Origin of the sequence: Pseudomonas sp. CK-NBRI-02 (assembly GCF_008124495.1) — a bacterium.
Taxonomy (GTDB): Bacteria; Pseudomonadota; Gammaproteobacteria; order Pseudomonadales; family Pseudomonadaceae; genus Aquipseudomonas; species Aquipseudomonas guariconensis.
Window position 1 is genome coordinate 1 of sequence record NZ_VSJH01000005.1, and the last position, 22,068, is coordinate 22,068.

Sequence of the window (22,068 nt, forward strand, 5' to 3'; positions counted from 1 at the left end):
CTTCAGGGAATGATAACTTCATTGAAAAAGCATACTTTTTACGGCGGGCCGCCCTTCGCGACCCGGACCGTTGCCTGGCTCAACATCGGCGTCCAGGCGGTCCTTCCGTTGACCCTGGCATTGGCCACGCCTTCAGCCAGCGCCGCCCCCACCACTGAACCGGCCAAGCGATCACCCGCGCCTTCCCGTCTTCACACCTTCGCCATGGGTGACACCCTGGCCTCGATCGCCACCCAATACGCCACCACCATCGCCACCCTGCGCAGCCTCAACCCCGGCCGCGACCTCGATACCCTCAAGCCCGGCGATCGCTTGGTCGTACCTTCGGCCGCCGCGCACCCGCTGCCGAAGCTGAACTCGCCCGACCCACAGGCCTCCACCGACGCCCAGGACGAACAGGCCCGCGAGCTCGCCGCCATGGCCAGCGGCACCGGCAACTTCCTCAGCAACAACCCTGACAGCGACGCCGCTGCCGCCATGGCCCGCGGTCTGGCCACCCGCGAGGCCAGCAGCCAGGCTCAGCAGTGGCTCAGCCGCTTCGGCACCGCCCGGGTGCAGATCGATGTGGACGACAAGTTCTCGCTGAAAAACTCCCAGGTCGAACTGCTCGCCCCGCTGCACGACACCCCCGAGCAGTTGCTGCTCACCCAGGGCAGCGTCCACCGCAAGGACGACCGCCAGCAGACCAGCCTGGGCCTGGGCGTGCGCCGTTTCAACGACGGCTACATGCTCGGCGCCAATAGCTTTTTGGACTACGACCTGTCCCGCCAACACGCCCGTCTGGGCCTGGGGGTCGAGTACTGGCGCGACTTTCTCAAAGTCAACGCCAACAGCTACACCCGTCTGACCGGCTGGAAGGATTCGCCCGACGTCGAGGACTACCAGGAACGCCCGGCCAACGGCTGGGACCTGCGCACCGAGGCCTGGCTGCCGTCGATGCCGCAGATCGGCGGCAAGCTCAGCTACGAGCAGTATTACGGCGATGAAGTCGGCCTGTTCGGCAAGGACAACCGCAAGAAAGACCCCAGCGCCGTCACCGTCGGTCTCACCTACACGCCCATCCCTTTGCTGACCCTCAGCGCCGACCAACGCAAGGGCAACGGCGGCAACGAGACCACCGTCGGTGCCGAGTTCAGCTACCAGATCGGCGAGCCCTGGGCCAAGCAGGTCGACCCCGCCGGCGTCGGCGCCCTGCGCACCCTGGCTGGCAGCCGTTACGACCTGGTCGAACGCAACAACCACATCGTCCTCGAGTACCGCAAGAAGCAGGTCATCCAAATGGCCGCCGCCGCCCACGTCAGCGGCCAGGGCGGCGAGACCAAATCCCTGAGCGTGTGGGTCAACAGCAAGTACCCGCTGTCGCACATCGACTGGACAGCCCCGGCGCTGCTGCAGGCCGGCGGCCGGCTCGTGCACGACGGCGGCCCCCACTACAGCGTGCTGCTGCCCGACTACCAAACCCAGCAAACCAACGTCTACACCCTCCATGGCGTGGCCGTGGACAGCAAAGGCAACCGCTCCGGGCGCAGCGAGACCCGCGTGACCGTCAACGCTCCCGCGGTCAGCGCGCGCCACTCGACCTTCACCCCTGCCCATACCGTGCTGCCGGCCGATGGCAAGACTCAGCAAACCCTGACCCTCGCCATCCGCGACGAGCAGCAGCAGCCGGTGGACATCGCCTTGGCGGATATTCAGATCGCTGTCGCCGAGACGCAAACGCGCGCCGGCGGCATCGTGGTTTCGAAGCCTGAGCGTGTTTCGGCGGGCAACTATGAAGTACGGGTGACCGCGGGCAGCGCGCCGCAATCGATTACCTTGACCCCGTCCGTTCAAGGGACTGCGCTGTCGCAAGCGCAGGTCAGCACGGTCAGCTCTGTGCCGGACGACGGCAAATCCGCCTTCGCCGCAGACCGCAGCTCACTCCCGGCGGACGACAAAACCCATGCTGTGTGGACAGCAAAGGCAACCGCTCCGGGCGCAGCGAGACCCGCGTGATCGTCAACGCTCCCGCGGTCAGCGCGCGCCACTCGACCTTCACCCCTGCCCATACCGTGCTGCCGGCCGATGGCAAGACTCAGCAAACCCTGACCCTCGCCATCCGCGACGAGCAGCAGCAGCCGGTGGACATCGCCTTGGCGGATATCAAGATCACCAGCGACCACGTACGCGCAGGCAAGCACGGGGACGACATCAAGGTCTCGGATCCAACACGCACCTCGCCTGGCGTATACGAGATCCGGGTCACTGCCAGCAAGACCGAGCTGACGGTCACCCTGACACCGACGGTTCAGGGCACGGCACTGGCGCAAGCCTTGGTTTCCACAACGAGCGTGCTACCGAACCCAGGCAGCTCTCGATTCTCGGCAAGTCGGCCCACCATTCCAGCTAATAACAAGGCCACCACCACCTTGGCCTTTGACGCCAGGGATGCGAATGGCCTGCCACTCGAGGGCATCGGCAAACACTTGGCGTTCGTGGTGAATGGCGCCAGTGGCAATGTCTCGCCACCGGATGTCACCGTTGAAGCCATCGTGGAAAGCGCAGGCACTTATACCGCGAAGCTGCGCGGCCTCCTGGCAGGCCATTACACCGTTGCGCCTCATTTTGACGGTAAGCCCGTCGGTACCCTGAAAGCCAGCGTGGAATTACAGGCATTGCCGCCCGCGGAGCTCAACTCAGCGTTCAAGGTTATGCCACCGTCCATCGACGCAGATGGCTGCGACTCAACAACCTTGACGTTCATAGCAAGGAATGCCGACAACAAACCCGTGAGCGGCCTGGCCAACCTACTCATTTTCAACGTGACCGATGACAGCGGCAAACAGCCTGAACCCGGCAAGATCACCGTGACGGCTATTCAAGAAAAAGGCACGACAGGGGAATACAGCGCCACGCTGCGTGGTACTCAAGCTGGGGACTTTACGCTCACACCTGAAGTCGACGGTGACGTCATGGACTCACTGGCAAAATCAGTGGAGCTGAAGGTCTTACCGCCTGCGGCAGGAAGCTCCCGGCTCGTGCTAAGCAAGACCGATATCCTGGCAGATGGCGTGGACGAGGCGAAAGCATCGTTCATTGTCAAGAACTCGCTTGGGCAGCCAATCAGTGGCATTGTCGGCCAAGTGTCATTTACCGTGACCGACTCAAAGGGCAATCCTGCGTCGGATGTTGAATTGAGCCGTATCGTCGAAGTTGGAAACACAGGGGTGTACGAGGCTACATTGAGCGGCTCGCAACCCGATCTTTACACCATGACGCCCAAGATCGATAACGAACCTTTGGGAGCGGATGCGCGCCTGTCCCTGATGAGTACTCACATCACCGAACTCCACAGTTACTCGTATCCTGGTAAATATTCACACGCTGTCGATAGCGGGTTCCCCACGACGGCTTACGATCGCGTAGGGTTTTCCGCAACACTTGCAAACGGCGCCCATTCCAAAGATTACAACTGGTCATCCAGTGTCAGCTGGTTGACCCATCGCTCCTCCGGCCTTTTTATATTTTCCACTCCGCCTGATGATGCTTCAGGCGAAATCACCATTACGGGAACCCGCAAGGGCAGCCACGTCTCACACAGCTACACCTTCAGGATAAAAAAATGGTTTTATATCGATAACTCATTATCAAGGAATTGGGCTGCCGCGATGAACAGGTGTTCCGCTCTTGGACTTCAGCCAGTGTCCAAGGCCGACGCCACAAAAGGAGAAGGCGTAATAGGAGTCGGTACCCCAGCTTCAGAGTACGGCTTCGTGGGCTATTCTTTTCTGGCCAACTCTACGTGGCTGTCCGACCCCGCTGGCGCAGGCCACTATCTGCGCCTGCTTCTCATGGACGGGGCAACCGAGGTGGCACCTGAAGGCTCAGTCGATGGCAAAGCAATTTGCTACAGAACCTTAAAGTAATAAACGACCGAGCCCGGTTACATTTCGTACAAAACCTAAACAGCACTACGGCCAACGACTGGTACGTCCGCGAAACACAACCCCAAGAACCGCCGCGCCGCCCTCGACGGCGCGGCGGCATGGGGCATCAGTATCGAGAAATGCCGCGCTAATGGCTGCGGTGCAATGCCCAGCCGGTACAAGGCGTTGTCTTCATGGCGAATGGACATCGCCGACACGAAGCCAATGCCCATCCCCGCCCGTACCGCTTCCTTGACCCCCTCCACTCCGGCAATTTCTAACGCCACGCGCATCGGCACACCCTCCCGGGCAAAGGCGCGCTCCACCAACTGCCGTACCCCCGAGCCACTTTCGCGCAGCACCAACGGATACGCCCCCAGCGCTTGAAGCGTCTGCACCTGAACGCCGTCGGCCAGCGGATGGCCGCTCGGAACGATGGCGACGATCTCGTCCTCGCGCCAGGCGGTGACGCTGGTGCCAAGCGGTAGTTCCTGGCCTGGCGGGCCTTCGATCAAGGCGATGTCCAGCTCACCCAGAGCCGCGACGATTTCCGCCGTGTTGCCATGGGTCGTGGTGATCGCGATATCCGGGTAGCGGGCGTGGAAGTCCGCGATCAGGTAGGGCAACAGGTAACTGGCTGGGGTGGTACTGGCGCCGATGCGCAAGGTGCCGCGCTCCATCCCACGCATGGCGTCGCGCAGGGCCTGGGCCTGGAGAAAGGTCTCGCGCAGGCGTTGGGCGTGGCCTAGCAGTTGCTCGCCGGCGGCCGTCAGGCGCACCCCGCGTCCGGCACGTTGATACAGCGGTTCACCGAACGCTTCCTGCAGCAACTTCAGCTGACCCGACACGGCCGGCTGCGACAAGTGCAGCGCGGCGGCGGCGTGACTGATGTTTCCGTGCTCGGCGACGGTGGCGAAAGTTATCAGTTGTTCAGGGGTCATACGTTCAAAATATCAGCTAAGCGGATACTTGCCATCCTAAATCACGATTTTTTATAAGCTTATAACTGAATTAACGTAGACCTCATCAATACACATCGGAGGTCTTACCATGGCCACGGCCCACCCTACTCCCGCCCTTGCGCCTTCCCACGCGACCCGTGGGCGGCTCAACGGTATTCTGTTCGTCGCCCTGTTCGCCCTCGCCGTCACTCAGGGGGCGGCCCTGCCGGCCATCGCCGGTCTGGGGATCAGCCCGCTGATCGTCGGCATCGTCGCCGGTGCCCTGTATGGCAATGCTCTGCGCTATGGGCTGCCGGAAAGCTGGGCGGCGGGGGTCAACTTCTCGGCGCGCAACCTGCTGCGCCTGGCCGTGGCGTTCTTTGGCCTGCGGGTGAGCTTGCAAGAGATCGCCCAGGTGGGCTGGTCGGGTCTGACAGTCTCGCTGCTGGTGGTGGTCAGCACCCTGCTGGTGGGCCTGTTGGTGGGCATGAAGGTGATGAAGCTTGACCGCGACACGGCGCTGCTGACCGCTGCGGGCAGCGCGATCTGTGGCGCAGCTGCGGTGCTGGCATTCGAATCGGCGCTGCGCTCGCAGCCACACAAGGCGGCCATGGCGGTGGGCAGCGTGGTGCTGTTCGGCACGTTGTCGATGTTCCTTTACCCACTGGCGGTCAGCGCCGGCTGGGTGCAACTCGACAATCTCGGCGTAGGCCTGTTCTTCGGTGGCACCCTGCACGAAGTGGCGCAGGTAGTGGGTGCGGCCAGCAACGTGAGCCCCGAGGCCACCCACATCGCCACCATCGTGAAGATGACCCGTGTGTTGCTGTTGGTGCCGGTGCTGCTGGTGGTGGGCCTGTGGGTCAGCCGCTCGCGCAAGCAAGGCCAGGCCCAGGGCGGCGGGCGTATCGCCGTGCCATGGTTCGCCTTTGGCTTCCTGCTGCTGGTATTGGTCAATTCGTTGCAAGTCCTGCCGGCGGCGGTGGTGAACACCATCAATAGCCTCGACACCTTCGCCCTGACCATGGCCATGACCGCGCTGGGCATGGAAACCCGCGTGAGCCAGATCCGCCAGGCTGGCCCGCGCGCGCTGATCACCGGGGCGATCCTCAACCTGTGGCTGATCGGCGGCGGTCTGGCCATCACCCTGGGAGTACAACGGCTTTTCGGATGAATGGCAGCGGCTGATCCCGGAGCGCCGTGCGCCATCGCAGGCTATGCCGCCGCCCACGATCGTGCAGGGCTGGGGTAACCGCTTGGCAAGCGGCAACGAGGCTTTTTCTGCGCCCCCCTCGTTGCCGTGCGTTTTTGTCGGTATGGTGGTGTCCAAGTAGGAAGTTTCATTGCACAGGAAAGACTTAGATGCCCCAACGCCATGTCATCAACGCATCCGTCAGCCCCAAAGGCAGCCTGGAGACGCTGTCGCAACGTGAAGTCCAGCAACTGAGTGAAGTCGGTACCGGCAGCCTTTACACCCTGTTCCGCCAGTGCGCCCTGGCCATCCTCAACACCGGCGCCCATGTCGACAATGCCAAGACCATCCTCGAGGCCTACAAGGACTTCGAGGTGCGTATCCATCAGCAAGACCGCGGCGTACGCCTGGAGCTGCTCAACGCCCCGGCCGACGCGTTCGTCGATGGCGAGATGATCGCCAGCACCCGCGAAATGCTGTTCAGCGCCCTGCGCGATATCGTCTACACCGAAAGCGAGCTGGCCAGCCAGCGCATCGACCTGGAAAGCTCCCAGGGCATCACCGACTACGTCTTCCACCTGCTGCGCAACGCCCGCACGCTGCGTCCGGGCGTGGAACCGAAGATGGTGGTGTGCTGGGGCGGCCACTCGATCAGCAGCGAGGAATACCAGTACACCAAGAAGGTCGGCCACGAGCTGGGCCTGCGCAAGCTGGACGTATGCACAGGCTGCGGCCCGGGCGTGATGAAAGGCCCGATGAAAGGCGCGACCATCGCCCATGCCAAGCAGCGCATGCACGGCAGCCGTTACCTGGGCCTGACCGAGCCGGGCATCATCGCCGCCGAAGCGCCCAACCCGATCGTCAACGAGCTGGTGATCCTGCCGGACATCGAAAAGCGCTTGGAGGCGTTCGTGCGGGTCGGCCACGGCATCATCATCTTTCCCGGTGGCGCAGGCACGGCCGAAGAGTTCCTGTACCTGCTGGGCATCCTCATGCACCCGGACAACGAAGGCTTGCCCTTCCCCGTCGTGCTCACTGGCCCGCGCAGCGCCGAGGCGTACCTGCAGCAGTTGCATGCCTTCGTCGGCGCGACCCTGGGCGAGACGGCCCAGCAGCATTACCAGATCATCATCGACGACCCGGCCGAAGTGGCCCGGCACATGGTCGAGGGACTCAAGGCCGTCAAGCAGTTCCGCCGCGAGCGCAACGATGCCTTCCACTTCAACTGGCTGCTGAAGATCGAGGAAGGTTTCCAGCGCCCGTTCGACCCCACCCATGAAAACATGGCCAACCTCGAGCTGCGCCGGGACCTGCCGCCCCATGAGCTGGCCGCCAACCTGCGCCGGGCCTTCTCCGGGGTGGTGGCGGGCAACGTCAAGGACAAGGGCATTCGCCTGATCGAAGAGCACGGGCCGTACCAGATCCGTGGCGACAGCGCGGTGCTCGACCCGCTTGGGCGCTTGCTGCAGGCCTTCGTTGATCAGCACCGGATGAAGTTGCCCGGTGGGGCAGCGTATGTGCCTTGCTATCAGGTAGTGACCTAACCCGTCGCGACCGCTGAGCGGCTGAACTCGCGCCCAACAGGTCCGCACGGCCCTTGTGGGAGCGGGTTTATCCGCAAAGCGGACACTACATAGCTCGCGCCAGCGCCACAGCCGCTACTCGCAACATCCTGCAGACATTTCCTACAACAAGCAGTGAACCTGCTTCGATAAAAACGGTCTTTCGCTGACGGTCAACTCACCGACCGGTTCATCGGCCCAGTCATCGGGCCTACTTTTGTCCAGCTCCAGCGAAGATCACCATGCCTGATTCCCGACCAGCCTCCTTTGCCCTTGCCCCCCTCCTCGCAGCCTCCTTGCTTGCCTTGGCTATCCCCGCGCATGCCGAAGAACCGGCCAGCGACGCACGCTGGGTCAGCGACAGCCTGAGCACCTATGTGCGCAGCGGCCCCACCAACGGCCACCGTATAGTGGGTTCGGTCAAGGCCGGGCAGAAGGTCACGCTGGTGGGCACCCAAGGGGAATACAGCCAGGTCCGCGGGCAAAACGGTGATCTGGTATGGATCCTGAGCAGCGACCTGCAATCGGTCCCGGGCCAGGCCGAACGCCTGCCGGCACTCGACGCGCAGGTGACGCAGTTGTCCGAACAGCTCAAGACCATCGACGACAGCTGGAAGAATCGCGTCCAGGGCATGCAGGAAACCCTCGACTCGCGCAAGGCGCTGATCGACGAACTGGAAACGCGCAACAAGTCGCTCAACGAACAACTCGACCAGGTGCAGTCGTCGCTGCGTGACACCCAGGCGCGCCTGGGTGACGAGAACAAGCAAGTGATGATGCGCTACATGGTCTACGGCGGCAGCATCGCCGGGGCCGGTCTGCTCGCGGGATTGATCCTGCCGGCATTGACCCGCGGTCGTAAACGCAACGACCGCTGGTTCTGACAACAGCCCTCAGGCGCCGTGCAGACGCGGCGCCCAGTCTTCGACCTGGCGATGCTCCAGGCGCCGTTGCAGGGTCTTGCGCCAGGATGGCACCAGCGGCAATGCCAGGCATTCGCGTAACAGCTCAGGCTCTAGGTGTTTATCGAACAGCACCGCCGACAGGCGCGCCACCGACCATTCGCCGTGCGGGCGCTCGACCAGTTCCAAGCGCTCGCCCGCCTGCACCACGCCCTCCTCCAGCACCCGGTAATACCAACCGGTGCGCCCACTTTGCTGAACGCGCAGGGCCATCTGCGCCACGTCGAAGCGGTCGTTGAGCTTCCAGCAGGGCATGCGCCCCTGGGACACCTCCAGCAGCGCCGACCCCACACGAATCCGGTCGCCCAGGCAGACATCCGCCTCGCGCCAACCGGTGGTGCTGAAGTTCTCGCCGAATGCGCCGGGCTCGGCCAGCAATGGATGCTCGCCAAGCTCTGCCGCCCAGGCTGCATAGTGCTCGCGGGGATAGTGGTGGATGGCCTTTTCCACACCACCGTGGACCCGCAGATCCCCCTGCTCGTCGCCTTCGAGCCCGAGCCGTCCTACGGCCAGTGGCCCTTGGCGGGGGTGCTTGGCAATGGCACTGCGCGAGCCAGGGCGGGTGAAAGGTTGGGCCAAGCCTGTGAGCAGGTTGTCCAGGATGAGGCTGTTCAGAATCATGCCAGGGTCTCGTTGGGTTGCCGGCGCAAAGCTTACCCCAGAGACACGAACGCCACGATCACATTCGCCTACCCAGGCCCATCGCACCGGTGGCGACCAGGCCCGGGCGGTCGGCGCGCTACTTGCCGCGGGCCTTGTTGTAGATGGTTTTGGCGCGGTCGGCTGAAGCCTGGCATTCAGCCATGTTGCCTGCGGCCTGAGCCTCCTTGGCCTGGTTGAGCAGGTTCTGATAGTCCTTGGCCATGCCGCCATGCAGGGCCTGGCCATCGGTCCGGTGGATATCCTCAAGTTCCTTGATCTTGGCGGCGCAGTTGGTTTCCGGGCCGGTTTCGGCGTGAACGGTGAAGCTCAATGCAGAAGCGATCAGCAGCAGTGTCAGGGATTTCATGGTGTGTTCTCCGTGAGAAAAGCCGGACTTCTGACAGGCACGTCGGCGGGCCCGACGCAGCCAAAAGCATAGCCTTGCTCAAAGATTCAGCCACAGTTCATTGACGCAAGCGCTCCAGCGCCTGCAGCACGTACCCGGTTGCCCGCTCCACCTGCCCCTCCCGGCAGGCGATCCCCAGCTGACGCCAAAGGCCAGGGCGCAAGGGCCGACGGGCAATCCGCGGGTTCAGTCGCTCCGCTTCGCCTTCTTGGGGCAGCAGTGTCGCGCCATAGCCTGCCGCCACCAGGCTCTTGATCGCATCGTTGTAGTTCAGCTCGATGCGCGCCTCGGGGTACAGCCCCGCTGCGGCGAACCATTCCGCCGTCACCCGCGACAGTTGGGTGGTGTTGTCGTTGAGTATCAGCGCTCGCTCGGCCAGCCAGGCCGGCGTGACCTTAGCGGGCGGCTGCCAGTCGGCCGGCAGGTAGGCCATGATCGGATCGCGTCGCCAGGGGGTGAGCTTCACCCCTCTGCCCGCTACCTGGGGCAGCGCCACCAGGCCGATGTCCAGCGTGCCCTCACGCAGGCGCGCCAGGGAAGCCTGGGAGGTCAGCACCTGCACCTGCACGTCGATGCCCGGATGCGCCTCACGCAGATGCGCTAAGGCTTTGGGCAGCAGATGGGCGATGGCCCCGGTGGAGGCCCCCAGACGCACACGCCCGGTCAGCCCCTGCACCTGTCGACGCACCTCGTCCAGGGCCAGGTCGGCATCGGCCAGCAGGCGACGGGCGCGGCCCAGCAGCGTCTCGCCCACGGTGGTGGGGCGCACCTGGCCTCGGGTGCGGGTGAGCAGCGGCGCCCCCACGCGCGCTTCCAGCTCGGCCACGTGCAGGCTGATGGTAGGCGCAGCCAGGTTGAGCTGACGAGCGGCCTCGGCGAAGGAACCGAGGTCGGCGATGACCACCAGCGTGCGCAGGCGGTCGAGGCTGATTTCGCGCATGGGGGTCCTCTGGGGGCTGGCCTGTTCGCGGGTAAACCCGCGAAAAGACTGACACGGTCATTCATTTTTTCTGAATCCAAGCATCATGATATTCAAATTTTCTTTCGTCCAGCCGCAGGCGAGCATAGGCCATCTCTCTCGCACACGGATCCCGACCATGCACACCCCTCTCGTCTTCATCGACGGCGACCAAGGCACCACCGGCCTGCAGATCCATGCCCGCCTGCAAGGCCGCCAGGACGTGCGCCTGCTGACCCTGCCGCACGCCGAGCGCAAAGACCCGCAACGCCGCGCCGAGGCCATCAACGACGCCGACATCGCCCTGCTCTGTCTGCCTGACGACGCAGCCCGTGAAGCGGTGGCGGCCATCCACAACCCGGCAGTACGTGTGATCGACGCCAGTTCCGCCCACCGCACCACGCCCGGCTGGGTCTACGGGCTTCCTGAGCTGGACGCCGAACAAGCCGAGCGCATCGCCCGGGCCAAGCGGGTGAGCAACCCCGGTTGCTACCCGACCGGCGCCATCGCCCTGCTGCGCCCGCTGATCCAGGCTGGGCTGCTGCCGGCGGACTATCCGCTGAGCATCCATGCAATCTCGGGGTATTCCGGGGGTGGCCGGGCGGCGGTGGAACTTCATGAGCAAACTAGCGCCGTCAAGGTGCCTGCCCTTCAACTCTATGGCCTGGAACTGGCCCACAAGCATGTACCGGAGATCGAGCGACACGCCGGGCTCGCTGCACGCCCGGTGTTCCTGCCGGGTTATGGCGACTACCGCCAGGGCATCGCGCTGAGCATTCCCCTGCAACTGCGCCTGCTGGCCGGCGGCATCACCGCTGAACACTTGCAAACCTGCCTTGAGCAGCACTACCACGGTGCACGCCATGTACAGGTGATGCCACTGCATCAGCAGGGTCCGGCCAGCAAACTGGACCCCGAGGCGCTCAACGACACCAACGACCTGCGCCTGGCCCTGTTCGCCAACCCGGCCTACGGCCAAGTGGTGCTCACGGCCGTGTTCGACAACCTCGGCAAAGGCGCCTCGGGCGCCGCCGTGCAGAACCTCGACCTGATGCTCGCCGCCCTGGGTTAGACTGTGCCTCCCGCGCCGCTCGGCGCGGGACGGTTCGACCCTGCTGGAGCTTGCCCGATGTTCATTCTCAGCCACCTCGACGGTGTGCCCCCCGAATCCTTCCAGAATCAGATCCGTCAGTTGGTCATCGACCATGTCGGTGAACTGAGCAGCGTGGCCATCACCCCGGACAACCCGCTGTACCCGCTGTACCAGTACGGCGTCGGCCTGGAGGTGCATCAGTATTTGCAGGCCATGGACGGCACCCGAGGTCTGGCCGTGGAACTGACCCTGGCCTTGGATGCCGAAGCACCGGACCGACTGCTCGGCTTCGCCCTTGCCCTGCCGGCCCAGGATGACGATCAGGCCTGCGTGCTGGCGTTTCTGGCCGTGCACCCAGACCACCGCCGCCAAGGCATCGCCCGAGCGCTGTTGGCCGATGCCCAGTCACGCTATGCCTGTGTCGAGCTCAATGTCTTTGCAGGGCAAGTGCCATGGTTCGAGGCGATGGGTTTGCAGGTGGCCGCCGCCGCCGGGCCGCAGGTGCTGATGAGCAGCACCGGGCACGCCAGTGGCGCACTGGTCGGCCGTCTGGACATCGCCCCGATCTATCGCACCACTGAAGTGCGGCAGATTCACGCCTACCTGCTCAAGCAGCATGGCGACGAGGCCATGCTGGCGGCGGAAAAACAGCGCGACGAACGCCTTGATGCCCTGGCCTTGCAGGCACAGGCCTGTGTGAAGCAGCGCAAGACCGTGCATTGAACGGGACCGCTGGGCGGTCCCGGCGATTTCAGGCGTGTACCCACCGCCGATGCAGCCCACGGGCCAGTGCATCGAGCATGAACCCCAGCGCACCGATCAGCAGCACCATGGCCATCAGCTCCGAATAGGCCAGCCGGTCACGCGTATCGAGGATGAAATAGCCTAGCCCTGCGCTGACCCCAAGCATTTCGCACGGCACCAGCACGATCCACAGGATGCCGATCGCCAGACGCACACCGGTCAGCACATGGCCGATCACCCCAGGGATGATCACCTTGCACAAGGTTTCCCAGCGCGTGGCGCTCAGGCTACGGGACAACTGCAACCAGCGCGGATCGAGCTGGCGCACACCTGCGGCGGTGTTGAGCAGGATCGGCCACAGCGCGGCGAAAGCCAGCAGGAAATAGATCGGCTGGTCGCCCACCCCCATCAACATCACCACCACCGGCATCCACGACAGCGGCGAGATCATTCGCAGGAACTGGAACGCCGGTGTGGTCGCAGCCTCCAGGTGGCGGTAACTGCCCACCAGCAAGCCCAAGGGCACGCCAACCGATAGCGCCAGCAACAGCCCCACCAGGATGCGCTTGAGACTGACCCAGACATGCCCATAGACCTCGCCTTCGCCCAGCAATTGCACCAGGCTGGCCAGCGTGGCCTGGGGCGAAAAACGCGCCGAAAGGCCGTCGGCCTCGCCAAACACCTGCACTCCCGCCCACCACAGCAGCAACAGCCCCAACAGCCCCGCCAGGCCTAAGAGGCCATGCATGACAGACTTGCCCATCAGACGGCGAACTCCTCATGGCGCTCGAAACTGTCGGGCTGGCCGAACGCCGCCAAACCACCGGCCGCCTCGATGGCTGTACGCACGAAGCGATCATCGACCAGGTCGCGCGCTACCTGGGCCGGGTCCAGCCCGGCCAGGAAGCCACTGTCGCCCTCGATCAGCGTGCCTTTGAGGTGCTTGACCAGCGCTTCGGTGTAGCTGGGGAATGGATACGGCTGGAAGTCGATGCGTTTCTCATCCCATTGCTGATGCGCGATCGCACCGCTGGCGATGTAACCGGCGTGGTCCTCGGCGGCCGGTGCCAACACCTTGGCGAGCACCTGCGGGGTATGTGGTGTGTACTTGTTGGGGCCGGCCTTCGACAGCAGCGCGGCTGCCTCGGCCCGATGGTCGCGGGTCCACAGCTGGGCCTTGACGATGGCATTGACCACCTTCTGCGACCACTCGGGGCGGTTGTTCAGGTCGTGCTCGTGCATGAACACCACGCAGCAGGCATGGTTACGCCACACATCGCCGGTAAAGCGCTGCACGCGACCGACCTTCAGGTCCTCGGCCAGGGCATTGAAGGGCTCGGCGACGATGTAGCCGGCGATACGCTTGCTGGCCAGGGCCGGCGGCATGTCCGACGGCGGCAGCACCAAAAGGTTGACCTCGTTGGCCGCCAGCGACGCGTTGGCCGGCTTGGAAACCGGTGTAAGGCCGTTGGCTTGCAGCAGTTGCTGCACCACCACGTTATGGATCGAATACCAGAACGGGATCGCCACGGTCTTGCCACCCAGTTGCTTGATGTCGGTGATGTCCGGCGCCACGGTCAGGCCCGAGCCGCCCACGTGGTTCCAGGCCACCACCTTGGCCGGCACTCGGCTGGCGTAGCGAGCCCAGATGGTCATCGGCGAAAGCAGGTGGATCACGTTGACCTGGCCCGAGATGAACGCTTCGATCACTTGGGCCCAGCTACGCAGCAGCACCGGACGCTCGGCCTTGATGCCCTCGGCTTCGAACAGGCCATTGTTGTGCGCCACCAGCAACGGCGTGGCGTCGGTGATCGGCAGATAGCCAATGCGCACCGGGGCGTCCGGTTCGCTGGCGGCACGCGCCTGCAAGCTCGAGAGCAGTGGCAAGGCGCCTGCCGCGGTGAGCATGGCGCTGAGCTTGATGAAGTCGCGACGGGAAGTAGTAGAACAGCAATCATCCATGCACATGGCGAGCCTCCGACGGCAGCGGCAAGGGAGAAGGAACAGGGTCTGGGCAGCGGCTCGCCCGCCGTAGGGTCTTGAGGATCTCGATACGCAACGTGCCCAGCTCCTCGACCCGCTGCGCCCGTGGCTGCGGCAGGTCGACAGCCCATTGCCCGAGGATGTGCGCCGGGTGGTCGCCCAGTAGCAACACGCGATCGGACAACAGCAGGGCTTCGTCGATATCGTGGGTGATCAGCACCGCCGCCGTGCGATGGGTGGCGATCAGCTGCAGCAGCAGTTGCTGCATGTCGGCGCGGGTCACCTCGTCCAACGCGCCGAAGGGCTCATCGAGCAACAGCACCTGGGGCTGACGCGCCAGGCAGCGGGCCAGCGCAGTGCGCTGGGCCATGCCACCGGAGAGCTGCGCGGGGTACTGGGTGCGCGCGTGGTCCAGCCCCACCGCCTCGATGGCATGGTCGATACGGGCGCGTCGCTCGGCTGCATTGAGTTTGGGCTGGCGGGCGAAGTCCAGGCCGAAAGCGACGTTCTTCTCCAGGCTCAGCCAGGGCAGCAGGCTCGGGTCCTGGAACGCCACGGCCAGACGCGGGTGCGGCCCGTGCAACGGCTCGCCGTGCAGGGTCACGCTGCCGCCGCAAGGTTGCTGCAACCCGGCCAGCACGCGCAGCAGGCTGGACTTGCCCACTCCGCTGGGCCCCAGGATGCTGACCACTTCTCCCGGCGCCAGGGCCAGGTCGAAGCGCTCCAGTACAGTCTGCCAGCCGCCATCGCGAGGGTAGCCCAGGCTGATGTCGCGGGCTTGGAGTAACGCCTGGGTCATGCTGCAGCCGCCTGACGCTGCAGCTCGGCACGCAATTGCACCAGGCTCGGGGTGACGATGGGCACGAACGCCGACTCGCGCCAGCGCCGGGCGAAACCTTCGCCATACGCGGTGAGGTAAGCCTTGCCGCCGCTGGCCTGCAGTTCCAACTGCACGGCATCGGCTGCGCTTTCAGCTAGGAGGATGCGCAGTTTGAACAACGCCGCCGGCTGCTGAGTGAAGCGCCCTTCCAGCAAGCCCTGCTTGAGCTCGTCCACGGTATTTTCCAAGCGCTCGGCCAGTACCTGCCGGGCCTCGTCGAGGAACGATCCGCGCCCCTGCAGGTGCCCGCTCACTTCCTCCAGTGCACGCCGCGCAAGGCCGATGGCCATGCCGCACTGCAGTGCCAGAAACGCCGGACGCACTTTAGGCAGGAACTCACGGGCATTGTCATGCAGCAGCCACTCGCGCCCCAGTGCTACCTGATGGAATGCCAGCGCGGCGGTGTTGCTCGACTGCAAGCCCATCAACGCCAGGTCGTCGGAGCGCTCAAGGCCCGCCAGGTTCGAAGGCACTGCCACCACGAACGGAGGGCCGCCGGTGGCGTCTTCGATCGCCGCAGCCACGGCAAAGCCGCTTTTGCGCAGGTTAGTCACCCAATGCAGACGGCCGTCGAGGGCCCAGCCGTTTGTCGCGGGCTGGGCGCAGACTTGCAAGGCCTCGATGCCCGACAGGTACTTCATGGCGTTGGATAGGCCGGTGGCACCGGCCAGCTCACCGGCGAGCAGGCTAGGCAGCAGCCGCTCGCGCAGGCCCTGGTTGGGGCTCTGCAGCAGGTACTCGATGAACGAGCGTTGGCCCCAGCAGACAAAGGCCGCGGCCAGGGACCGGCTGGCGATGGCGGCGATGGCTTCGACGGCGTCGGTGACCCGCCCGCCCGAGCCGCCCAGGGCGGGCTCGATACCGACCCGCAGCAGCTGCGATTCGGCGATGTGCGCCAGTACCAGGTGCGGATCGCACTGGCCCTGGTCGATGGCTTCGGCATTGGCATCCAGCCATTGTCGAAATGCGCAATCAAGCATGTCCCTACTCCTTTGTTCGAAACGCCGGCCAGGCCGGCACCAGGCGGATCAGGCCGAAGGCTGCCAGCGGTATTGGCCCAGCTCGTCATTGAGCGGCGTCTGGGCGAACACATTAGCAAAGTTGCACAGGGTCGCGAGGCTCACGCCGAGAATCGCTTCCAGGGCGTTGCCTTCGCTGTAGCCGGCCTCGCGCAGAGCGCCGTAGGTAGCCTCACTGACGTTGCCACGGGTGGCGATCACTTCGCGGGTGAACGCGGCCAGGGCTTCGTACCGGGCATTGGGCAGCTCGCCGCGGGCACGCAGGGCGTCGACCACTTCCTGAGGCAGCTTGGCCTTGTTCAGCGCCACAGCGGTGTGACCGGCGACGCAGAAGTCGCAGCCATGCTCGGTCGCGGCGATCAACTGCACCACTTCGCGCTCGGCCAGGGTCAGCTCGGCTTTGCCATTGAGTGCCGAGACGGTCACGTAGGTTTCCAAGGCCGCCGGCGCATTGGCCAGCACGCCCAGCAAGTTGGGGATGAAGCCTGAGTTCTTCAGGGCGTTTTCCAGGAAAGGCCGTGCCGCTTCCGGGGCGCTTTGCAGAGTGTGTAGAGTAATGCGCGATGTCATGGAGTGGTCTCCTTGGGTAGGTGTGCTTATAGTCTGTTGGTTATAAGAATTCCCCTCCATATTCATCAGTCGCCTTTCCTTGCTCCTGAGTCTTTGCATTAGATGATTTCATCCAGCCATCTTGTCGATTGGTTATTAGAGCGCCTGGAGCTCGATGCCAGCCTGTTCCATGTGGGCCGCTACTGTGGCGGCTGGCATGCCAGCACCCAGGGGATGGGCCGAGCCAGTTTTCACCTGGTGGTGCAGGGGCATTGCTGGCTGCATGTCGACGGCCATCCCGAGGCCGTGCGCCTGGAACGTGGCGATGCGGTGTTCCTGCTGCGCGACCTGGGCTACCGGCTTTCCAGCGATGCCGACCCGGCCAGCGCCTGCACTCAGCCGCGACAGCCCATGCAGCCTCTGGACAGCCAGGCCGAGGAAGGCGTCGGGTTGGTGTGTGGGTTCTTTCACTTTCAATCGGGGCTGTCGACGCTGATCGTCGACGGCCTGGCCGACTGGATCCTGCTGCGCGCCGATGACCCGGCCGGGCATGCCGCGCGGGCGTTGTTCGAGTTGATCCTGGCAGAGTGCCGCCGCCCACCCGCGCCCTCGCAGACGTTGCTCGAGCGCCTGACTCATCTGTTGTTCCTGTACGTGTTGCGCCAGCAGGTGCATGCCGGGGAGGCCTTGCACGGGCTGGTCGCCCTCGCCCGCCAGCCAGCCTTCGCCACGCTGCTGGAGCAACTGATCGCCAGCCCAGGCCAGGCATGGACGCTGGAAAGCATGGCCGCCTGCACGGGCCTTTCGCGCTCGGCATTCTTCAAACGCTTCAACGATCTGGCCGGCCAATCGCCAGGCCAGGTGCTGCTGGCGCTGCGCATGCGCCATGCCTGTCAATTGCTCAAGGCCGGCAATACCGTGGAGCAAGTCGGGGCCCAGGTGGGGTATCAATCGGTGGCGGCCTTCACCCGGGCGTTCGCCAAGGCCGTGGGCGTGCAACCCGGCGCCTATCGCCGCCAGCACGAAGACCCGCCAGACCACTGACGCCGCGCAGGGCCTGGGCTTGCGCAGGGGGCTATGCTTGAACTGAGCTCAGCCAGAAATACGCCCCACGCCCATGATCCCACCCCGCCTGTTTCCACGCCTCGCCCTGCCCCTGGCCATTGTGGCCCTGGTGGCGGCCTCCGCCCTGCTCGCCTCTCCGTGGATGGGCCAAGGCTTCGAGCTGGCCGACCTTGCCACCGACAGCCAGCACCGCCTGACCCGCAAGCTCGAAGACGGCAGCCTGCTGACCCTCGACGCCAGCTCTTCGGTGGATGTGGAATTCGATGCCCTCCAGCGGCACCTGCAATTGCTCAAGGGCCAGCTATTGATCGAGATCGCCACAGACGATGCGCGCCCCTTTCGGATCAGCACCCCGCAGGGCACCTTGCGCCCCTTGGCGGGGCAATTGATCGTCGAGTGCCTGGGCGATGTCAGCGAGGTCAGTGTGCTGCGAGGCCAGGCCGACCTCGAGGGCGACACCGGCCATTTGTCATTGCACGAAGGCCAGCACCTGCGCTTGGAGGCCAGCGGCCCCGGCACCCTGGGGAGCGTGGACAGCGGCACCTTGCAGGCGGCCTGGCATCTGCAGCGCCTGCCCGCAGACGGCCAGCCCCTGAGCGAGACCCTGGAGCGCCTGGCCCGTCACCGTCAGGGATTGCTGTGGTTCGACGCCGAGGCGTTACAAGGCCTGCGGGTCTGGCGCGACCTGCCCTTGGACGACAGCGACCAGGCCCTGGCCGAGCTGCGTGCCGAGCTGCCCATCAAAGTAGACACCTACACCCGCTGGCTGACCGTGGTGAGCCGGTCGGACGCGCAAAAATGAAAACGGCCGGGTCCCCGAGGGGAGCCGGCCGCGTCATGCAGCAAGAACGCCTTAGTGGCGGTTGCCGGTACGGATCTGGTGCACCACGCCCATGGCCACCACGATGGCCGCAGCGATACCGGTGGAGATCACCAGGATCTGGTAGTCAGGCATGAACGCCATGGTCACCAGGGCCGCCACGATGAAGGCGATCACCAGGTAGGTCAGCCACGGGAACAGCCACATCTTCAGGCGGATCTCCTTGCCTTCAGCCTGCAGCTTGCGACGCATGCGCAGCTGCGAGAAGGCGATCACCAGGTACACCAGCAGGGCAATCATGCCGGTGGTGTTCATTAGGGTTTCCAGCACGTCCTTCGGACGCAGGGTCTCGCTGAAGTTGATCAGCGCGCAGAAGATCGCCACCACGCACGAGCCCATGATCGCGTACACCGGCACGCCGGTACCGGCGCGGGTGATCTTGAACATCGACGGTGCATCGCCACGCTGGCCCAGGGAGAACAGCATGCGCGAGGCGGTGTAGTGGCCGGAGATCAGGCAGCTGCTCACCGAGGTCAGCACCACGAAGTTCATCAACAGCTCGGCGTACGGCACACCCAGCAGCTCCAGCGTACGACGGTAGGCGCCGTAGCCGGACTCACCCAGGTGCGGGTCGTTCCACGGCACCAGACAGACGATCAGGAAGATCGAACCCACATAGAACAGGCACACACGCCAGACCACCGAGTTGGTCGCCTTGACGATCTGGGTGGACGGATCCTTGGCTTCGGACGCCGCGATGGTCACGATCTCCGCGCCCAGGAAGGCGAACATCACCCCCAGCAGCGCTCCGATCACCGTGGTAATGCCATTGGGCATGAAGCCTTCGGCGGTCAGGTGGCTCATGCCACGCACTTCACCGAACTGCCAGATGTTGAACACCGCCGCGGTGCACACGGTCAGGAAGCAGACGATCGCCACCACCTTGATCAGCGCGAACCAGAACTCGAACTCGCCGTAGTGCTTGACGTTGAAGAAGTTGACCGTGATCAGCACCAAGGTCGTGGCCAGCACGAACACGTTGACACTGACGCCAGGGAACCAGCCATGCAGGATCTTGCCCGCCACGTAGGCTTCCCAGGCCATCAGGATGACCCAGTACCACCAGTACAGCCAGCCGATGGTGAAACCGGCCCAGCGGCCGATGGCGCGGTCGGCGTAGGTAGAGAACGAGCCAGTGTCTGGCGAGGAAGTCGCCATCTCGCCGAGCATGCGCATGATCAGCACCACCAGGATGCCGCCGGCCAGGTAGGCCAGGACCGCAGCAGGTCCGGCGCTGTGGATCACGCTGCCGGAACCGACGAACAAGGCGCCGCCGATGACCCCGGCGATCGACATCATCGTCAGGTGGCGCGACTTGAGCGAGGCACTGAGTTTGCTCTCGTGCGCTCCCTTCGCGGTGGTGGATGTGGATGTTGCGTCCATCAGTTGTGTACCCCGTGCTTCTTTTTATCCAAGGAAAAACTGTGAAACCCCGATGGCTATCGGTCTCACCTAACATCAGTACTTATGCGGGCAGGAAGGTGTGCTCTGGGGCACACGCAGGCCTTCCATGGCGGCCTGCTTACGCGTCCGAAGGCTGGCCCCCGGACGAACTGAAACCTGTGCTGGCCGAGCGGCAACGGCTCGGTGCGACGAAATGAAGGTGCGAGGCAAACCTCGACGGCAAAGCAGCGAATTTGTGATTGTGCATGACGCTGACATGTACGCTGGTGGCGATAACTGACACGTAATGTAAAAATGTCTGCCACCCAGAGCCATGCACAGTGGCACGAAATACGCACTGCACTGTACAGGCCGCCAATGCAATACACCCGCAACACCCTGCAGGCGCTTGGCGATACGCACCCCTGAAGGCACCCGAATGCTGCAACTACACCCCGACTCTTCCACGCCGCTGGTCAACCAGATCATCGATGGATTGCGCGAGCTGATCGACAAGCAGACCCTCAAGCCTGGCGCCAAGGTGCCGTCGATCCGCGCCTTCGCCGCCACCTACTCGGTGAGCACGTTCACCGTGGTCGAAGCCTATGACCGCTTGGTGGCCCAAGGCCTGCTGGTCAGTCGCGGCAACGCGGGGTTCTTCGTCAACCGTGCAGCGAGCGAGTTGCTCGACACCCAGCATCAGGAGGCCGACACCACCCGGCCGACGTTCAACTCCGAGTGGTATCTGCAACAGATCTTCGAAACCCGCCAGTTGCCGTACAAACCCGGCTGCGGCTGGCTACCCAACGACTGGATGTACGAAGACGGCCTGCGTCGTGGCCTGCGCCAGGTGGCCGGCAGCCCCCTGGAACTGTCCGGCTATGGCGACCCCATGGGCCTGCCCGAGCTGCGTGTGCTGACCGCGCAGAACCTGCAACAAGAGCTGTCGATCGTCGCCAATCCTGCACAGTTGATGCTCACCCACGGCGCCAGCCAAGCCTTGGACCTGGCCGTGCGCACCCTGGTACGTCCAGGCGATGTGGTGCTGGTGGACGACCCCGGCTACCCCAACCTGATGAGTATCCTGCGCACCCAGGGCGCAACCCTGCTGGGCGTGCCGCGCACCCCGGCCGGCTACGACCTGGACCACCTGGAGCGCCTGCTCGCCCATCACCGACCCACGGCGTTCTTCACCCAGCCGCACCTGCACAGCCCCACCTGTTCGCGTACACCTCTGCCCCAGTTGCATCGCCTGCTGCAACTGGCCACCCGCCATGGCTTGCGTCTGGTGGAGAACAACCTGTACGCCGACATGATCGCCGAGCCGCAACCTTGCCTTGCCAGCCTCGATCACCTGCAACAGGTGGTGTACGTGGGCAGCTACTCCAAGAGCATCTCGCCTAATGTGCGGGTCGGCTACCTGCTGGCCAACCCTGAACTCATGCAACAGCTGCTGCACCTGAAGATGCGCTCTGGGCTCACCACCTCCCAGGTGATGGAGCGCGTGGTGTATGCAGCCATCATCGACGGCCGCTGGCGCAAGCACCTCAAGCGCCTGCGCCAACGCCTGGCCGAAGCCCACCAGGAAGTTGGCCGGCACCTGCATCGGCTGGGCTTCGAGCTGTTCACCGAGTCCGACGAAGGCATGTACATCTGGACCCGCCATCCCGCCATCCCGGACAGCGCCGCGCTGCTGGACGATGCCTTGGAGCAAGGCATCATGCTCGGGCCCGGCCAGTTGTTCATGGTCGACGCCAAGGCCACCGGCTGGATGCGCTTCAACGTGGCCTTCAGCACCGAGCCGGCCATGTGGGAATTGCTGGAGAAGGTGCTGGTCAAGCATGTGCGCCGGGGCGGGCTGTAGCCCCCGGCCCTGCCACGCGCCGCTAAACTCAAGTCTCTCCCGT

Annotated in this window: 20 protein-coding genes; 10 read left to right on the forward strand and 10 right to left on the reverse strand. The window is 64.4% G+C overall.

Annotated features, from left to right (window positions below):
* The first annotated feature begins 21 nt into the window (after positions 1–21).
* A complete protein-coding gene (locus tag DQ397_RS04215) occupies positions 22–1,995 on the forward strand; it encodes an inverse autotransporter beta domain-containing protein (protein ID WP_178113772.1) in 1,974 nt (657 codons plus the stop codon).
* The gene (locus tag DQ397_RS04220) at positions 1,992–3,905 is read left to right on the forward strand and encodes an invasin domain 3-containing protein (protein ID WP_148921492.1); all 1,914 of its coding nucleotides are present in this window, start codon (positions 1,992–1,994) and stop codon (positions 3,903–3,905) included. The genes DQ397_RS04215 and DQ397_RS04220 overlap by 4 nt, the downstream gene beginning before the upstream one ends.
* 35 nt (positions 3,906–3,940) lie before the next feature.
* Here the strand turns inward: DQ397_RS04220 and DQ397_RS04225 are convergent, their stop codons facing one another.
* The gene (locus DQ397_RS04225; RefSeq protein ID WP_043215366.1) at positions 3,941–4,846 is read right to left on the reverse strand and encodes a LysR family transcriptional regulator; all 906 of its coding nucleotides are present in this window, start codon (positions 4,844–4,846) and stop codon (positions 3,941–3,943) included.
* Positions 4,847–4,955: 109 nt separating this feature from the next.
* Between DQ397_RS04225 and DQ397_RS04230 the strand changes: the two genes are divergently transcribed.
* The 3 genes from DQ397_RS04230 (at position 4,956) to DQ397_RS04240 (ending at position 8,481) form a co-directional block, all read left to right on the forward strand.
* On the forward strand, positions 4,956–6,017 hold the full coding sequence (locus DQ397_RS04230; protein WP_043215368.1) for a YeiH family protein: 1,062 nt from the start codon (positions 4,956–4,958) through the stop codon (positions 6,015–6,017).
* A gap of 188 nt (positions 6,018–6,205) precedes the next feature.
* The gene (ppnN, locus tag DQ397_RS04235; protein ID WP_043215370.1) at positions 6,206–7,579 is read left to right on the forward strand and encodes a nucleotide 5'-monophosphate nucleosidase PpnN; all 1,374 of its coding nucleotides are present in this window, start codon (positions 6,206–6,208) and stop codon (positions 7,577–7,579) included.
* Between the two features lie 260 nt (positions 7,580–7,839).
* A complete protein-coding gene (locus tag DQ397_RS04240; RefSeq protein ID WP_043215374.1) occupies positions 7,840–8,481 on the forward strand; it encodes a TIGR04211 family SH3 domain-containing protein in 642 nt (213 codons plus the stop codon).
* Between the two features lie 9 nt (positions 8,482–8,490).
* On the opposite strand, the gene DQ397_RS04245 is transcribed toward DQ397_RS04240, so the two are convergent.
* The 3 genes from DQ397_RS04245 to DQ397_RS04255 all read right to left on the reverse strand — a co-directional run bounded on the left by DQ397_RS04245 (position 8,491) and on the right by DQ397_RS04255 (position 10,547).
* Complete coding sequence (locus DQ397_RS04245) at positions 8,491–9,180, reverse strand: MOSC domain-containing protein (protein ID WP_043215376.1); 690 nt, start codon at positions 9,178–9,180, stop codon at positions 8,491–8,493.
* A 118-nt stretch (positions 9,181–9,298) separates the two neighbouring features.
* Positions 9,299–9,568 (reverse strand): hypothetical protein, encoded by a 270-nt coding sequence (locus DQ397_RS04250; protein ID WP_043215378.1) that lies wholly within the window; start codon positions 9,566–9,568, stop codon positions 9,299–9,301.
* 97 nt (positions 9,569–9,665) lie between these two features.
* Entirely contained in the window at positions 9,666–10,547 is an 882-nt protein-coding gene (locus DQ397_RS04255) for a LysR family transcriptional regulator (RefSeq protein WP_043215381.1), read from the reverse strand.
* A 157-nt stretch (positions 10,548–10,704) separates the two neighbouring features.
* On the opposite strand from DQ397_RS04255, the gene argC reads away from it, so the two are divergent.
* Positions 10,705–11,637, forward strand: a complete 933-nt coding sequence (gene argC, locus DQ397_RS04260; protein ID WP_043215383.1) for an N-acetyl-gamma-glutamyl-phosphate reductase — start codon at positions 10,705–10,707, stop codon at positions 11,635–11,637.
* A 57-nt stretch (positions 11,638–11,694) separates the two neighbouring features.
* On the forward strand, positions 11,695–12,381 hold the full coding sequence (locus DQ397_RS04265) for a GNAT family N-acetyltransferase (RefSeq protein WP_043215385.1): 687 nt from the start codon (positions 11,695–11,697) through the stop codon (positions 12,379–12,381).
* 28 nt (positions 12,382–12,409) lie between these two features.
* Here DQ397_RS04265 and DQ397_RS04270 read toward each other — a convergent pair whose 3' ends face one another.
* From DQ397_RS04270 to DQ397_RS04290, 5 genes are read right to left on the reverse strand one after another with little or no spacing between them, the layout of a single operon-like run.
* On the reverse strand, positions 12,410–13,165 hold the full coding sequence (locus DQ397_RS04270; protein ID WP_043215387.1) for an ABC transporter permease: 756 nt from the start codon (positions 13,163–13,165) through the stop codon (positions 12,410–12,412).
* Positions 13,165–14,370: an ABC transporter substrate-binding protein gene (locus tag DQ397_RS04275; RefSeq protein ID WP_043215390.1), complete on the reverse strand. Its 1,206-nt coding sequence runs from the start codon at positions 14,368–14,370 to the stop codon at positions 13,165–13,167. Before DQ397_RS04275 ends, DQ397_RS04270 begins: the two co-directional genes overlap by 1 nt.
* A complete protein-coding gene (locus DQ397_RS04280) occupies positions 14,357–15,184 on the reverse strand; it encodes an ABC transporter ATP-binding protein (protein ID WP_043215392.1) in 828 nt (275 codons plus the stop codon). The genes DQ397_RS04275 and DQ397_RS04280 overlap by 14 nt, the downstream gene beginning before the upstream one ends.
* Positions 15,181–16,245 carry an acyl-CoA dehydrogenase family protein gene (locus DQ397_RS04285; protein WP_043215394.1) on the reverse strand — a complete coding sequence of 355 codons (1,065 nt, stop codon included), beginning with the start codon at positions 16,243–16,245 and terminating at the stop codon, positions 15,181–15,183. Before DQ397_RS04285 ends, DQ397_RS04280 begins: the two co-directional genes overlap by 4 nt.
* A gap of 48 nt (positions 16,246–16,293) precedes the next feature.
* Positions 16,294–16,854: a carboxymuconolactone decarboxylase family protein gene (locus DQ397_RS04290; RefSeq protein WP_043215397.1), complete on the reverse strand. Its 561-nt coding sequence runs from the start codon at positions 16,852–16,854 to the stop codon at positions 16,294–16,296.
* A gap of 102 nt (positions 16,855–16,956) precedes the next feature.
* Between DQ397_RS04290 and DQ397_RS04295 the strand changes: the two genes are divergently transcribed.
* Together DQ397_RS04295 and DQ397_RS04300 are read left to right on the forward strand one after the other, a co-directional pair.
* Positions 16,957–17,877, forward strand: coding sequence for an AraC family transcriptional regulator (locus tag DQ397_RS04295; RefSeq protein WP_148921493.1), 921 nt, complete (start codon positions 16,957–16,959; stop codon positions 17,875–17,877).
* A 73-nt stretch (positions 17,878–17,950) separates the two neighbouring features.
* Complete coding sequence (locus DQ397_RS04300; protein ID WP_148921494.1) at positions 17,951–18,700, forward strand: FecR domain-containing protein; 750 nt, start codon at positions 17,951–17,953, stop codon at positions 18,698–18,700.
* Positions 18,701–18,751: 51 nt separating this feature from the next.
* On the opposite strand, the gene DQ397_RS04305 is transcribed toward DQ397_RS04300, so the two are convergent.
* Positions 18,752–20,161: an amino acid permease gene (locus DQ397_RS04305; RefSeq protein ID WP_043215407.1), complete on the reverse strand. Its 1,410-nt coding sequence runs from the start codon at positions 20,159–20,161 to the stop codon at positions 18,752–18,754.
* 439 nt (positions 20,162–20,600) lie between these two features.
* Between DQ397_RS04305 and DQ397_RS04310 the strand changes: the two genes are divergently transcribed.
* Positions 20,601–22,025: a PLP-dependent aminotransferase family protein gene (locus DQ397_RS04310; RefSeq protein WP_043215409.1), complete on the forward strand. Its 1,425-nt coding sequence runs from the start codon at positions 20,601–20,603 to the stop codon at positions 22,023–22,025.
* Positions 22,026–22,068 lie beyond the last annotated feature (43 nt).

What these genes read in the sequence shown, in the direction of transcription:
- DQ397_RS04250 (WP_043215378.1), bottom strand. Translation starts at nt 9,568, where the DNA reads ATGAAATCCCTGACACTGCTGCTGATCGCTTCTGCATTGAGCTTCACC.
- DQ397_RS04280 (WP_043215392.1), bottom strand. Translation starts at nt 15,184, where the DNA reads ATGACCCAGGCGTTACTCCAAGCCCGCGACATCAGCCTGGGCTACCCT.
- DQ397_RS04265 (WP_043215385.1), top strand. Translation starts at nt 11,695, where the DNA reads ATGTTCATTCTCAGCCACCTCGACGGTGTGCCCCCCGAATCCTTCCAG.
- DQ397_RS04255 (WP_043215381.1), bottom strand. Translation starts at nt 10,547, where the DNA reads ATGCGCGAAATCAGCCTCGACCGCCTGCGCACGCTGGTGGTCATCGCC.
- DQ397_RS04270 (WP_043215387.1), bottom strand. Translation starts at nt 13,165, where the DNA reads ATGGGCAAGTCTGTCATGCATGGCCTCTTAGGCCTGGCGGGGCTGTTG.
- DQ397_RS04240 (WP_043215374.1), top strand. Translation starts at nt 7,840, where the DNA reads ATGCCTGATTCCCGACCAGCCTCCTTTGCCCTTGCCCCCCTCCTCGCA.
- DQ397_RS04275 (WP_043215390.1), bottom strand. Translation starts at nt 14,370, where the DNA reads ATGTGCATGGATGATTGCTGTTCTACTACTTCCCGTCGCGACTTCATC.
- DQ397_RS04290 (WP_043215397.1), bottom strand. Translation starts at nt 16,854, where the DNA reads ATGACATCGCGCATTACTCTACACACTCTGCAAAGCGCCCCGGAAGCG.
- DQ397_RS04295 (WP_148921493.1), top strand. Translation starts at nt 16,957, where the DNA reads ATGATTTCATCCAGCCATCTTGTCGATTGGTTATTAGAGCGCCTGGAG.
- DQ397_RS04300 (WP_148921494.1), top strand. Translation starts at nt 17,951, where the DNA reads ATGATCCCACCCCGCCTGTTTCCACGCCTCGCCCTGCCCCTGGCCATT.
- DQ397_RS04245 (WP_043215376.1), bottom strand. Translation starts at nt 9,180, where the DNA reads ATGATTCTGAACAGCCTCATCCTGGACAACCTGCTCACAGGCTTGGCC.
- argC (WP_043215383.1), top strand. Translation starts at nt 10,705, where the DNA reads ATGCACACCCCTCTCGTCTTCATCGACGGCGACCAAGGCACCACCGGC.
- ppnN (WP_043215370.1), top strand. Translation starts at nt 6,206, where the DNA reads ATGCCCCAACGCCATGTCATCAACGCATCCGTCAGCCCCAAAGGCAGC.
- DQ397_RS04310 (WP_043215409.1), top strand. Translation starts at nt 20,601, where the DNA reads ATGCTGCAACTACACCCCGACTCTTCCACGCCGCTGGTCAACCAGATC.
- DQ397_RS04305 (WP_043215407.1), bottom strand. Translation starts at nt 20,161, where the DNA reads ATGGACGCAACATCCACATCCACCACCGCGAAGGGAGCGCACGAGAGC.
- DQ397_RS04225 (WP_043215366.1), bottom strand. Translation starts at nt 4,846, where the DNA reads ATGACCCCTGAACAACTGATAACTTTCGCCACCGTCGCCGAGCACGGA.
- DQ397_RS04285 (WP_043215394.1), bottom strand. Translation starts at nt 16,245, where the DNA reads ATGCTTGATTGCGCATTTCGACAATGGCTGGATGCCAATGCCGAAGCC.
- DQ397_RS04230 (WP_043215368.1), top strand. Translation starts at nt 4,956, where the DNA reads ATGGCCACGGCCCACCCTACTCCCGCCCTTGCGCCTTCCCACGCGACC.